The 12,157-nt window shown below is 60.2% G+C and carries 12 protein-coding genes and 4 pseudogenes; 13 read left to right on the top strand and 3 right to left on the bottom strand.

Going from position 1 to position 12,157, the window contains the following annotated elements; all coding sequences use genetic code 11:
* The first annotated feature begins 84 nt into the window (after window positions 1-84).
* The 5 genes and pseudogenes from JCM12178_RS09700 (at window position 85) to JCM12178_RS09680 (ending at window position 4,323) form a co-directional block, all read left to right on the top strand.
* On the top strand, window positions 85-402 hold the full coding sequence (locus JCM12178_RS09700) for an LbetaH domain-containing protein (RefSeq protein WP_245628703.1): 318 nt from the start codon (window positions 85-87) through the stop codon (window positions 400-402).
* A gap of 4 nt (window positions 403-406) precedes the next feature.
* Window positions 407-1,534, top strand: a complete 1,128-nt coding sequence (locus JCM12178_RS09695; protein ID WP_054650904.1) for a DegT/DnrJ/EryC1/StrS family aminotransferase — start codon at window positions 407-409, stop codon at window positions 1,532-1,534.
* Window positions 1,531-3,192 (top strand): annotated as a pseudogene (locus JCM12178_RS09690) (polysaccharide biosynthesis protein); the annotation flags it as partial. The gene JCM12178_RS09695 and the pseudogene JCM12178_RS09690, both read left to right, overlap by 4 nt.
* A 400-nt stretch (window positions 3,193-3,592) precedes the next feature.
* Complete coding sequence (locus tag JCM12178_RS09685) at window positions 3,593-4,009, top strand: HIT family protein (protein ID WP_054650902.1); 417 nt, start codon at window positions 3,593-3,595, stop codon at window positions 4,007-4,009.
* Between the two features lie 23 nt (window positions 4,010-4,032).
* Entirely contained in the window at window positions 4,033-4,323 is a 291-nt protein-coding gene (locus tag JCM12178_RS09680) for an integration host factor subunit alpha (RefSeq protein WP_054650900.1), read from the top strand.
* Here the strand turns inward: JCM12178_RS09680 and JCM12178_RS09675 are convergent.
* Window positions 4,313-4,831, bottom strand: coding sequence for an SPOR domain-containing protein (locus JCM12178_RS09675; protein ID WP_172677105.1), 519 nt, complete (start codon window positions 4,829-4,831; stop codon window positions 4,313-4,315). The genes JCM12178_RS09680 and JCM12178_RS09675 overlap by 11 nt on opposite strands.
* A 61-nt stretch (window positions 4,832-4,892) precedes the next feature.
* Between JCM12178_RS09675 and JCM12178_RS18690 the strand changes: the two genes are divergently transcribed.
* From JCM12178_RS18690 to JCM12178_RS09650, 6 genes and pseudogenes are all read left to right on the top strand, one after another.
* Window positions 4,893-5,045 carry a hypothetical protein gene (locus JCM12178_RS18690; RefSeq protein ID WP_172677104.1) on the top strand — a complete coding sequence of 51 codons (153 nt, stop codon included), beginning with the start codon at window positions 4,893-4,895 and terminating at the stop codon, window positions 5,043-5,045.
* 67 nt (window positions 5,046-5,112) lie between these two features.
* On the top strand, window positions 5,113-5,424 hold the full coding sequence (locus tag JCM12178_RS09670) for an AtpZ/AtpI family protein (protein ID WP_083465838.1): 312 nt from the start codon (window positions 5,113-5,115) through the stop codon (window positions 5,422-5,424).
* A gap of 49 nt (window positions 5,425-5,473) precedes the next feature.
* Complete coding sequence (locus JCM12178_RS09665) at window positions 5,474-5,815, top strand: ATP synthase subunit I (RefSeq protein ID WP_245628702.1); 342 nt, start codon at window positions 5,474-5,476, stop codon at window positions 5,813-5,815.
* A gap of 29 nt (window positions 5,816-5,844) precedes the next feature.
* Window positions 5,845-6,534, top strand: coding sequence for a F0F1 ATP synthase subunit A (atpB, locus tag JCM12178_RS09660; RefSeq protein ID WP_439646702.1), 690 nt, complete (start codon window positions 5,845-5,847; stop codon window positions 6,532-6,534).
* Window positions 6,535-6,600: 66 nt separating this feature from the next.
* Window positions 6,601-6,918, top strand: coding sequence for an ATP synthase F0 subunit C (locus JCM12178_RS09655; protein ID WP_439646701.1), 318 nt, complete (start codon window positions 6,601-6,603; stop codon window positions 6,916-6,918).
* Between the two features lie 102 nt (window positions 6,919-7,020).
* Window positions 7,021-7,652: pseudogene (locus tag JCM12178_RS09650) on the top strand (redox-sensing transcriptional repressor Rex).
* A 105-nt stretch (window positions 7,653-7,757) separates the two neighbouring features.
* Here JCM12178_RS09650 and JCM12178_RS09645 read toward each other — a convergent pair.
* A pseudogene (locus JCM12178_RS09645) lies at window positions 7,758-8,443 on the bottom strand (response regulator).
* Window positions 8,444-8,632: 189 nt separating this feature from the next.
* Here JCM12178_RS09645 and JCM12178_RS09640 point away from each other — a divergent pair.
* Window positions 8,633-8,881 carry a hypothetical protein gene (locus tag JCM12178_RS09640; RefSeq protein WP_245628701.1) on the top strand — a complete coding sequence of 83 codons (249 nt, stop codon included), beginning with the start codon at window positions 8,633-8,635 and terminating at the stop codon, window positions 8,879-8,881.
* Window positions 8,882-8,968: 87 nt separating this feature from the next.
* Here JCM12178_RS09640 and JCM12178_RS09635 read toward each other — a convergent pair whose 3' ends face one another.
* Window positions 8,969-9,868, bottom strand: coding sequence for a DMT family transporter (locus JCM12178_RS09635; protein WP_172677103.1), 900 nt, complete (start codon window positions 9,866-9,868; stop codon window positions 8,969-8,971).
* 152 nt (window positions 9,869-10,020) lie between these two features.
* On the opposite strand from JCM12178_RS09635, the pseudogene JCM12178_RS09630 reads away from it, so the two are divergent.
* Window positions 10,021-12,113 (top strand): annotated as a pseudogene (locus JCM12178_RS09630) (methyl-accepting chemotaxis protein).
* Window positions 12,114-12,157: the final 44 nt, after the last annotated feature.

Raw genomic sequence — 12,157 nt, 5'->3', positions numbered from 1 at the left:
CCTTGAGGCTGCCGGACGGCTGGCTGAAAAGGCTGGCGGTTCGCGGCGGCGATTCACCCCTCTGCCGTCATCGGCAGGGACGTGATGCTGGAGCCGGGTTGCATGGTCTGCGCCGGAGCGGTCATCAACCCCGGAACCCGCGTGGGCGGGCATGCCATCCTGAATACCGGCTGTTCCGTGGACCATCACGGCAACATCGGGGCCTGCGCGCATATCGCGCCGGGAACGCGGCTGGCCGGAAACGTGACCGTGGGCGAGGGGGCCTTTGTCGGCATCGGCTCGTCCGTGGTGCAGGGCGTGCGCGTCGGGGCATGGGCCACGGTGGGCGCCGGGGCTGCGGTCATCGAAGACGTGCCTGATAATGTCACAGTGGCGGGCGTACCGGCCCGTTTGATAGGATAACCGGATGCAGCGCAAACGAATTTTTCTCTCCCCCCCGCACATGGGCGGCACCGAACTCGACTACGTGCATCAGGCGTTCGATGACAACTACATCGCGCCGATCGGTCCGCAACTGGCCGAGTTCGAGCGCCGCTTTGCCGAGCTGACCGGGTTCAGCCACGCCGTGGGGCTTGCCAGCGGCACGGCCGCCCTGCATCTGGGCCTGCGCTGTTTCGGCGCGGACGAGGGCGACGTTGTCGTGGCCTCCTCCCTGACGTTCATCGGCTCGGTTACGCCTGCGCTCTTCCGCAAGGCCGAGCCGGTCTTCATCGATTCCGATGCCGAGTCGTGGAACATGGACCCGGTCCTGCTGGCCGAGGCCCTTGAAGCCCTGAACGCCGAGGGCCGCCGCGTGGCCGCCGTGGTGCCCACCGACATCTACGGCCAGAGCTGCGACCTCGACCGCATCCTCGACGTGTGCAGACCGTATGACATCCCGGTGCTCTGCGATTCGGCAGAAGCCGTGGGCACCCGCTACAAGGGCCGTCACGCGGGCTGCGGCGCACGGGCCGCGACATATTCCTTCAACGGCAACAAGATCATCACCACCTCGGGCGGCGGCATGTTCTGCACCGACGACGAAAAACTGGCGGAAAAGGTCCGTTGGCTCTCGCAGCAGGCCCGCGACCCCGGCGCGCATTACGAGCACTCCACCTACGGGTACAACTACCGTCTGAGCAATGTGCTGGCGGGCATCGGCATCGGCCAGCTCGAGGTGCTTCAGGAGCGGGTGGAACGCCGCAGGGCCATTTTCGACTTTTACGTGCGGGAGCTGGGCGGGCTGCCCGGCGTCTCCTTCATGCCCGAAGCCCCGTGGAATACGGCCACGCGCTGGCTCTCCGTTATTCTTTTCGACAAAGCCTCCGGCACGGACCCGGAGACGGTCCGGCTGGCCCTTGAGGAGCACAACATCGAATCGCGTCCTGTCTGGAAGCCCATGCACATGCAGCCGCTTTTTGAAGGCGTGCGCATGTTCGGCGGCGCGGTCAGCGAAGACCTCTTCCGGCGCGGGCTCTGCCTGCCTTCCGGCACGGCCATGGGTGACGATGATCTTGCCTTGGTTGCGGAGACTGTCAGGGGGTGCATGGCATGAGGCGTCCGGCCAATTTTCAGAACAAGAACTTCTGGGTCATGATCGCGGCGGACATGGTCCTGTTTGCCCTGTCCGTGATCTTTGCCTTCGCCCTGCGCTTCGACTTCGACATTCCGGCGGAGTATGCGCGGCGCATGCTGCATCTGGCCGCGTACGCGGTGCCCATCAAGGCGCTCATTTTTCTCTTTTTCGGCATGTACCGGGGCATGTGGCGCTACACCAGCCTCGATGATTTCTGGCGGCTGATCCGCGTCACCGTGCTGCAAAGCGGCATCGTGGTCGGCGTGGCGGCCTTCGGGTTCCACTTCGAGGGCTACCCGAGGAGCGTCTTCCTGCTCGACTGGGGACTGACGCTCGTGCTGACCAGTGCTCTCCGGCTGGGCATCCGCGCTCTGTATTCCCGGGGCGAGGCTCTGCGGCTGCCGAGGGTCAAGCCGCGGCGCATCCTGCTCATCGGCGCCGGAGATTCCGGCGAGCGTATCCTGCGGGAGATTCAGGCCAACCCGTCCCTCGGCATCGTGCTCGGGTTTCTTGACGACGACTCCACAAAGATGGACCGCACCATCCACGGCAAGCCCGTGCTCGGCAGAGTGGACGATCTGCCCGAGGTGGTGGACGAATACGAGCCCGACGAAATCTTCATCACCGTGTCCAACAACGTCTCGTCCGAGCGCATGCGCCGCATCGTGGACATGTGCAAGCTCACCGGGCTGCCGCACAAGGTGCTGCCGCCCATGAGCGAGATCGTGGACGGCAAGATCAGCGTGGGCAGCCTGCGCGAGGTCAACTACCGCGACCTGCTCGGCCGCCGCGAGGTGCATCTGGAGACGGACCGCATCAACGCCTACCTTCGGGACCGGGTGATCCTCGTCACCGGCTGCGGCGGGAGCATCGGCTCGGAGCTGACACGTCAGATCGTGCGCTTTAGGCCATCCAAGATGGTTCTTGTAGACGCTTCCGAATACAACCTTCACACCATCGAGATGGAGCTGCGCCACGAATACGGCTTTACCGCGTACGCAACCGTGCTCGGAAGCATCGCCGACGCGCCGCTCATGGACAGGGTCTTCGCGGAGCACCGCCCCGAAGTTGTCTTCCATGCGGCGGCCTACAAGCACGTCCCCATGCTGGAGCGCTGCCCGTGGCAGGCGGTGACCAACAACGTGATCGGCTCCCGCACGGTCATGGAGGCGGCCCTGAAGCACGGCGTGGACCGTTTCGTGGTGGTCTCAACGGACAAGGCGGTGCGGCCCACCAACGTGATGGGCGCGACCAAGCGCGTCACCGAACACTTGATGCGTCACTATCAGGGCAACGGCACCCGGTTCATGGCCGTGCGCTTCGGCAACGTGCTCGGCTCCAGCGGCTCGGTTGTTCCGCTGTTCCGTCGCCAGATCGAGCAGGGCGGGCCGGTCACGGTCACGCACCCGGATGTGACGCGCTATTTCATGAGCATCTCCGAGGCCGCGCAGCTCATTTTGCAGGCCGGGGGAATGGGCGAGAAAGGTGAGGGCGGTGAGATATTCGTGCTCGAAATGGGCAAGCCCGTACGCATCGCGGACATGGCCCGCGACCTGATCCGGCTTTCCGGAAAAGAGCCGGGCGTTGACGTGCCGATCGAGTTCACCGGGTTGCGCGAGGGCGAGAAGCTCTATGAGGAGCTGATTACCGAGGGCGAGGACATCGTACGAACCGAGCACGAAAAGATCATGGTGCTCGGCGCGGACAGCCATATCCCTCCGGGGTCGCTGACGGACATGCTGGACCGCCTTGTCAGGCGTCCGCAGCCCATGACCGTGCAGCCATTCGCGAGATTTTGGCGAAGCTTGTTCCCGAATACACTCCCGGCGACTAGGGCCGGATTGCCGGACAGCGCGAACACTCTGTGCCGATCATCCCATGCACGGGTTGTATGGAGTGTGGGCCCTCGTATTCTACATTATTATTCATCAAAAAGTTGCCGACCGGACTTGCTAAAAGTTCCACTGTCGGTTAACATCTTAATTAACTGCCGATTTTGTCCGATAGTTCGGACAGTGGTCGGGAACAAGGAGTCATATGGCTGGCGAATGCTTATTCTGCAAGATCGTGGCCGGGGAAATCCCCTGTGCCAAGGTGTACGAGTCCGAGACCATGATAGGGTTTCTGGACATCGCTCCGGTGAATGCCGGGCACGCGCTGGTGCTGCCCAAGGCGCATCATCCCACGCTGTGGGAGATGCCCGCCGAGCTTGGCAACGACCTCATGCAGGCAGTCAAGGCCGTGGCGGACGCCGTGAAGGCGGAGACCGGCGCGGACGGGCTCAACGTGATGCAGAACAATTACGAGGCAGCGGGGCAGCTGGTGCCGCATGTGCACTTTCATCTGATCCCGCGTTTCGACAATGACGGACTGAAGCTGTGGCCTCAGGAGTCCTACAAGGACCCCGAGGAGATGCGGCGGCTGGCAGAGGCCATTGCCGCTCGTACCCAATAACCTGCAGAAATGGAGGCCTCCCCATGAACGGGCAGACTCTCACCAAAGCGGGCATCGTGGATTACATCTACGAACGCACGGACAAGAACAGGGCCGAGATCAAGGACCTCGTCGAGACCGTTCTCGACATCATGAAACAGGCCATCAAGAAAGACCACGCCCTGCTGGTCAGCGGTTTCGGGAAGTTCGAGGCGTACGCCAAGAAGGCGCGCAAGGGGCGCAATCCCCAGACCAACGAAACGATCACCCTACCCCCGCGCAAGGTCGTGGTCTTCCGGCTTTCCCGGAAATTCCGCGCCGAGCTTAACGGGTAATGAAGCTGCCCGGATACTGCTCAAGGAAGCCGTCCTTGGCTGCCCTGGCCGCCGCTTCGTCAGAGAACCCGCCGGCCTGCACCTTGAGCAGGGGGCCGTCCTTGACCATGCGTGAGCCAGAGTAGCCCTCGGCCATGAGATCGGCCAGGATGCGACGAGCCTTGTCCGGGTCTTCGAACGCTCCGACCTGAACGAACACCAGCCCTTCGCCGATGCGCTGGACCGTTTCGGCTTCGGGGGCTTTTTCCTGCATGACCGCCGTCTCTTCGGCCGGGAGTTCCGCTTCGGTGAACTCCGAGGCGTCCGAAGGGGCGGCGGCGTGCGCTTCGGTGTTCGGCTCTGCTTCGGGATTTGGCGTCGTGGCAGCCTCTTCCGGCGCGTCGCCGTCCACGGTCACCTCCACAACGCCCGGCTCGGGCTGGCCCGGAGGCGAAGAAGGAATGTGCTTGCGCGCGCATCCGCAAAGAGCCACCGCGAGGACGAGAAACAATACAAATCTATAGGGCATAATGCCTCCTGAAAAGTCTAAACATTCTCTTGAATACTTCGAGATGCGAGAATAATCAAGCATGGCGCGGGATATCGTGAATTTTTTCCCGAACGATGTTCCCTGTTTTGCTGTAATGTCGCAGGGTCGCGAACGAATTGAAAAAGATTGTGATGGCGCGGAAAAACGCATTGACGGGAAAGTGGGGCTTGTGGTAGTTCTCACCAACTTGTGAAGGATTGCACGAACCGGGTTTTCCGGTCGGTTCGCACCGGAAGCGGAGAAAGGATCGGGCAAGACCAATGTTCTTTAAGAATGACAGGTTTCAGGATTTTCTGAAGGTGGGCGGCACGGCCGGTGTGCTGGGCCTTCACCTCGTATCCTCGACCTTTGTCGGACTGGCCATGGGGTACTTCCTCGGGGACTGGCTGGACGAGACGTTCGGTTGGTCGGTGAAGCCTTGGATGATCATGATCTTCCTGATTCTCGGAATCGTATCCGGGTTCAGGATGGTGTATCAGGATCTCCAGAAGTTGCAGAGGGAGGACGAACGTGGCCGAGAGAGTTCGCAGAAGCGGGAATCCGGAGATGACGATGCGGATGCGGGCGCTTGATCGATTTCTTCTGAAGAGGGGATTCGAGCACCCGGAAGCACGCGCGCTCATGCGAAGTCAACTGATGGTGGCGACCACGTCATCATTGGCGCTGCTGGTAATGGGACGCATCTCGGAGTGGGCGCTTGCGTTTGCGGCTGGAGCCGCAGTGGCGACATTCAACTTCTGGGCACTTGCCCGGGTGGTTCAGCGGTTGGTGTACGTGCAACGCGGAGCAGTCCTCACCCTGCTTTTGATATTCTATGGAAAGCTGATCCTGAGCGGTATCGCACTATACCTGCTCATAGGGGTCTGGCAGGTTCCTGTCTGGAGTCTGGTACTGGGGCTTTCCACGGTGGTAGTGACTATCACCGCCTGGGGGCTGGTGCATTTCGGGCGAACTAAAGGCTAGTTTTTCTAAGGAGGCATAAGGATATGGCAATTGGTGGCGGTCTCCCGCATCCCCTTTTGTACATGGAAATCCTGCGCAATGCTCTGCACCTGGAGTTTATTGAGCTGCACGTCTGGTACACCTGGCTTGCCATGCTCATTCTCTTTGTCAGTGCGCTCATCGTGCGCGGTCGTCTGCAGCTCGTTCCCGGCGGCATGCAGAATCTTTTCGAGGTGATCATCGGCGGTCTGGAAGACTTCGTCGTCTCCAACATCGGTGAAGAAGGCCGCAAGGTCTTTCCGGTGCTCATCACGCTGTTCCTGTTCATCCTGACCATGAACTACATCGGCCTGATTCCGGGCTGTGACGCGCCCACGGCGAACCTGAATACCAACATCGCCATGGCCGGGTTCATCTTCCTGTACTACAACTTCCAGGGCATCCGTAAATGGGGCTTCGGTTACATCAAGCACTTCATGGGCCCGATGGCCGGTCTTGCTCCCTTGATGCTGGTTCTGGAACTCATCTCCCACTGCGCCCGCCCGCTTTCGCTCACGCTGCGTCTGTTCGGCAACATCCGCGGTGAGGAAATCGTGCTTGTCCTGCTGTTCATGCTGGCACCGGTGTTCGGCACCCTGCCCATGTACTTCCTGTTCATCCTCGCGAAAACCATTCAGGCGTTCATCTTCTTCATGCTCAGCATGATCTACCTGCAGGGCGCCCTGGACCACGCGCATTAGGATCGAACACTCAATTTTGGGGAAACGGTCATCTGACCAAACATATAACAATCTTTTGGAGGAATTATCATGAAAGCTCTGAAAACCCTTTTCGCCACCGTGGCCATGACCCTCGTTGCTACCGCCGCTTTTGCTGCCGGTGACGCCGCTCTCGGTTCCGCCGTTGCTTACGCTACCGCTCTGGGCATGGGCCTGGCCGCCGGTCTCTGCGGCATCGGTCAGGGCATGGGCCTCAAGGGTGCTGTCGAAGGTACCGCTCGCAACCCCGAAGCCGGTTCCAAGCTGACCACCACCCTGATCCTCGGTCTCGCATTCATCGAATCCCTGGCTATTTACGCCCTCGTTGTCTGCCTGATCCTCCTCTTCGTTAACCCCTTCATGTAAGCGGTTACGAATCAGTATTGATGATAAAGGGAGGCTTCGGCCTCCCTTTTTCGGCACAAACATGTTAAAAATTTCACATGATTGGGTGATCCGGTCGATACAATGAAAAGCGAACACATCCCCAAGGCGACCATCGGCAGACTGGCTGTCTACATTCAGGTTCTGGAAAACCTGCTGCGCGATGGCGTGGAGGTTATCTCCTCGGAAAAACTTGCCAAAGCCTGTTCCGTTAACTCTTCTCAAATCCGCAAGGACCTTGCCTATTTCGGAGAGTTCGGCGTGCGCGGTGTCGGGTACTACGTCCACGAACTGATTTCCTCAATCAAGGAATCCCTCGGCATCGACCGGGTCTGGAATTGTGCGCTCATCGGTGTCGGCAACCTTGGAACAGCCCTGCTCAAGCATCAGGATTTCGCCCGCAGGGTTTTGACATCAAGGCCGCCTTCGACTGTGACCCCGACAAGATCGGGAAGGAAGTCACAGGCATGGAGATCGTGTGCCCCACGCATCTCAAGGAGCGCGCTCCCGAGCTCGGCCTTGAGATCGGCATCATCACCACCCCGTCGGACCGCGCCCAGCGCGCTGCAAACCATCTGGTGGAAGCCAATATCCGCGGCATCATCAACTTTGCGCCCGCACGCATTCAGGTTCCGCCGCACATCCCTGTCGAGTATGTCGATTTTTTCGACCACCTCTACGCTCTGGCGTTCCAGATTACGCTTGGCGACAACTAGCGCTCAAGATACTGAACGCAAAACGCCCGGCCTGTCTCAGGCCGGGGCGTTTTTGCGTGGTATATTCGTGTCGTAGCGGGTCGGTGTAATTGCGCTCGTGGGGGATCAGGCGCGGAAGCGGTAGCCCACGCCACGGACGGTCTCTACCCACTCGGCGTAGGGCCCGAGCTTCTGGCGGAGTCTGCGCACATGAGTGTCCACGGTGCGGGAGTACCCTTCAAAATGCGTGTCCCAGACAGTGTCCAGCAGGTGGTCGCGGGTCTGGACCTTGCCACGGCCTGTGACCAGTTCCGTCAGCAGCTTGAATTCGGTGGCCGTGAGCATGGCCGGTTCGCCGTCAACGGTGAGCTGGTGCGCTTCAAAATCGATGCTGAGCCATCGCGTTCCCATACGTTGGGGGTCTTGGAAGGCTTGTCTGCACTGCGGCGCATGATTGCCTTGATGCGCAAAATGAGTTCGCGAGGAGAGAATGGCTTGACCACATAGTCGTCGGCACCGAGTTCAAGGCCGACGATGCGGTCTATTTCCTCTCCCTTTGCGGTGAGCATGATGACAGGGATATGCGAGAGTTCGGAGCTCTGCTTCACACGGCGGCAGACGTCAAGGCCGTCCATGCCGGGGAGCATCAGGTCGAGCAGGATGAGGTCGGGCTGAAAGGTCTTGGCGCGCTCCAGCCCCGAGGCACCGTCGGATTCGGCGGCCACCTCGAACCCGTTGTGGGTCAGGTTGTATTTAAGCAGTTCTCGCGTGTCCTTGTGGTCCTCGACAACGAGAATCTTTCGATCAGCCACGGTGGACTCCTTTGTTTAGATTGCGCATCTGACTAGCACATACAAAGTTGCAGCCTTGTGACGTGCCGGAAACAATACGACATCAATCGTCGTGTTTCTGCAAGGTTGGCATACGGCACACGGGGACTTTGCCATGGACGCCGGAAATATTCCACCCTGCGCCTTAAGTGTTTTTTCTCTTGGGCCGATATGAATGACAACACCAACAGGAAAACCGAGGCAGAGACAAGGATGTACTACTACGGTTTTGATAAAAAGTTCCCGTCGGGTCAGAAGTACTGGTCCGTCTACGATGACCAGCTCATCGGCATGTTGTTTTCGAAAATAGTCAACAAGACCCTCAGCGTGCAGGAAAAGGAAGAGGACGTTGTGGACGAGATGGTCAACAACCTTTTCGACCTCTGCCTGTACATCAACAAGGATTACCACGAGTGTTGATGAATGTCGGCATTCGGTAACGGCAGATACGCAATCCATTTTCGGGAAAGGCGGTTCGACGCACGGGCGTCGGATCGCCTTTTTCGGTTATGGACTGCCGTGTTTCGGCGGGTAGGGCACGGGATGCGGCGGCGGAGCCTTGCGCGACCGCGCGGCCACGGTCAGGGTGCCGCTCATGATGAGCGCCGACCCGGCGATGGTCAGACCATCCGGGACGTGTCCGTATGCCATCCAGCCCAGCAAGACGGCGAGAATCACTTCCACGTAGCCCACCGCCGCTGCCGGGGCCGCGTGTTCGAGCTGGTAGCCTTTGGTCATGAGATGCTGGCCGACGTTCATGGTCAGCCCGACACCAAGCAGCAGGAGCCATTCCGTCCCGCTGGGCAGAACCCAGTTCCAGCCGTCGGCAAGTGGAGCGAAAACACCGATGACCATTGGCGGGTAGAGAATAACGGAGAGAGGGTTTTCGGTTTGGGCGAGGGCGCGCACCGTAATGATGGCCATGGCAGAGAACATGGCCCCGAGAATGGCCACGCCCACGGCCAGAGGCGGCAGGGGCATGGGGGTTCCGAAAAGAAAGGCTGGCTTGGTGACCAGCAGCACGCCAGCGGTGCCGGCTACAAGACTGAAGGCTCCGGGCAGGCCGAGACGTTCGTGCAGGATCGCGGCTGCGAGGACGGCCACGAATATCGGATGCAGAAAGAGGAGGACTGTGGCTTCGGAAAGGGGAAGCTCGATGAATGAGTAGAAATTGCAGGCCAGTGCGGCGAATCCGAGCAGCCCTCTGAGCAGCAGCAGACCCTTGCGCCTTCCAAGGGGCGGGACGCCTGTTCCCCGGAGCAGGATCAAGCAATAGGCAATGCCCACGGCAGCTCTGGAGAAGAGCACCTCGAGCGTGGGCAGCGTCTGGCCTGCCATCTTGACGAAAAGCGTCCCGATGCCGAAGCAGACCGTTCCTGCGAGCATGTACCGTATGCCGGGGGCCATGAAGTGTCGCATGAGGGGCAGCGTACGCCTGTCAGCGCGGATTGCAACAAATCGGGAGGCAATAGTAATTCTTTTCTGCATGGAAAGCGTGTGATATTGTAGTAATTGGGTGACAAGGAGAGTGTGTGACCATTTCATTTCAAGGGGGACCAATGAACATGTCAATCAAAGTGAAAATAATCTGGGGGTTTGTCCTCTCTCTTTTCCTTGTCGGTGCGGCGATGTTCGTCATTGTGGCGACGAACTCGTATCAGCAGAAAGAGGAAAACTTTCTCAAGAACACCACATGGCAGCTTGAAGACGTTGACCAGACCATGAGTCTGTTCATCGAGGAGGCCATGTCAAATATCAACATGATCGCCGAGGACCAACGGCTGGCTGACGCCGACAGCATCACCACGGGATACAAGGACCTGCCCGAAGGTGACGTGAAGGTGGCCGCAAGGGACGATGACCCGCTGGGACAAGAGCTCATGGACCTCTACACCACCATGAAGGAGACCCATGAGAATTATGTGGATATCTACTTCGGAACCCGGCAGGGCGCCTTTGCCATGAGCCGGGGGTCCACCATGCCGGGTGGCTACGACCCGCGCGTGCGGCCGTGGTATAAGACGGCGGTCAAGACGCCGGACAAGCCCACGCTTTCCAAGGCATACGAATCCACGGACGGGAGCGCCATGGTCAGTGTCGCACGGGCGGTGGAACGTAACGGTACCATCCTCGGCGTCGCGGCCATGGATATCTCTCTTGCCAACCTGACCGCCATGGTCGAGTCGGTGCGCATCGGCAAGACCGGCTACGTGGTCCTGATGCAGGACGACGGCGTGGTTCTGGCAGACCCGAGCAATGCGGAAAACAATTTCAAGAACGTATCCGACTTGGATGTCGCGGCCTACAAGCGCCTGTTCAATCACGATGAAGGAATGATTGAGGTGGAGCTTGGCGGGAAGTCCTATCAGGCTGTCGTGCATACTTCGCCGAAGCTCGGCTGGAAGTTCGTGGGCCTGATTCAAAGCTCGGAACTGATCGAACCGCTCATCCGGACGCTCACCAGCCTGAGCCTGTCCATTCTTGTCTGTCTCATCATCGTGGTGTTCGGTCTGAATTGGTACATGGGCCGCATCGTCATCAAGCCGCTCAGAAGCCTCGCCGGAGCTGCCGAAAAGGTGGCAAGCGGGGACCTCAAGACCGAGATCGAGATTCGTCAGAAAGACGAGATCGGGACCCTGGCCGAGTCGCTTCGCGAGATGGTCACCGGTTTGGCGAACATGATCGCTCAGGCCGAGACCAAGACCGAAGAGGCCGAAGAGCAGACCCGCAAGGCCCGCGAGGCCATGCAGGAGGCTGAAGAAGCCCGCGCCAAGGCCGAGTCCGCCAAGCGGGACGGCATGCTGCAGGCCGCCAGTGCCCTTGAAGGCATCGTGGAACGCGTTACCGCGTCCTCGGAGCAGCTCTCCGTCAAGGTTGAAGAGGCCAGCCGAGGAGCGGATTCCCAGAGCTCCATGGCCTCCGAAGCCGCAACGGCCATGGAGCAGATGAACGCGTCCGTGCTTGAAGTGGCCCGCAACGCGTCCATGGCGTCCGAAAGCGCAGACGGTGCCCGCCAACAGGCGCAGAACGGTCAGGACCTCGTGGCGGCCCTTGTTGAGGCCATCGGCGAGGTGGACAGCCGGGCCAGCGCCATGAAGGAGCAGCTCTCCGGTCTCGGTGAGCGTGCCGAGGGCATCGGCCAGATCATGAACGTAATCACCGACATCGCGGACCAGACCAACCTGCTGGCACTGAACGCGGCCATTGAGGCCGCTCGTGCGGGCGAGGCAGGACGCGGTTTTGCGGTGGTCGCCGATGAAGTGCGCAAACTCGCGGAAAAGACCATGTCCGCCACCAAGGACGTGGAGACCGCAGTGGGGCAGATCCAACAGGCACCCGCAGCAGCATTCAGGGCATGGACGGTGCGGCCGAAGCCGTTGACCGCAGCACCTCGCTTGCGGATCAGGCAGGCGGTTCGCTGCGCGAGATCGTGACCATCGTGGACGACACAGCGGATCAGGTCCGCAACATCGCCACTGCCTCGGAAGAGCAGTCCGCTGCGAGCGAGCAGATCAGCCGCTCCATGGACGAGGTTAACCGCATCTCGCAGGACACTGCCGGGGCCATGAGCCAGTCAAGCCAGGCCATCGGCGAGCTGGCGCGCATGGCGGTGGAGCTCAACGAACTCATCAACAAGCTGAAGGAATCCTAAGACACCACGCGGCCTCCCGGAAACGGGAGGCCGCTTTTCTTCAG

It is taken from the genome of Salidesulfovibrio brasiliensis JCM 12178, from assembly GCF_001311825.1.
GTDB classification, from domain to species: Bacteria; Desulfobacterota; Desulfovibrionia; order Desulfovibrionales; family Desulfovibrionaceae; genus Pseudodesulfovibrio; species Pseudodesulfovibrio brasiliensis.
Note: the sequence above shows the minus strand (reverse complement) of the source record. Positions and strands in the feature narration are given on the sequence as shown.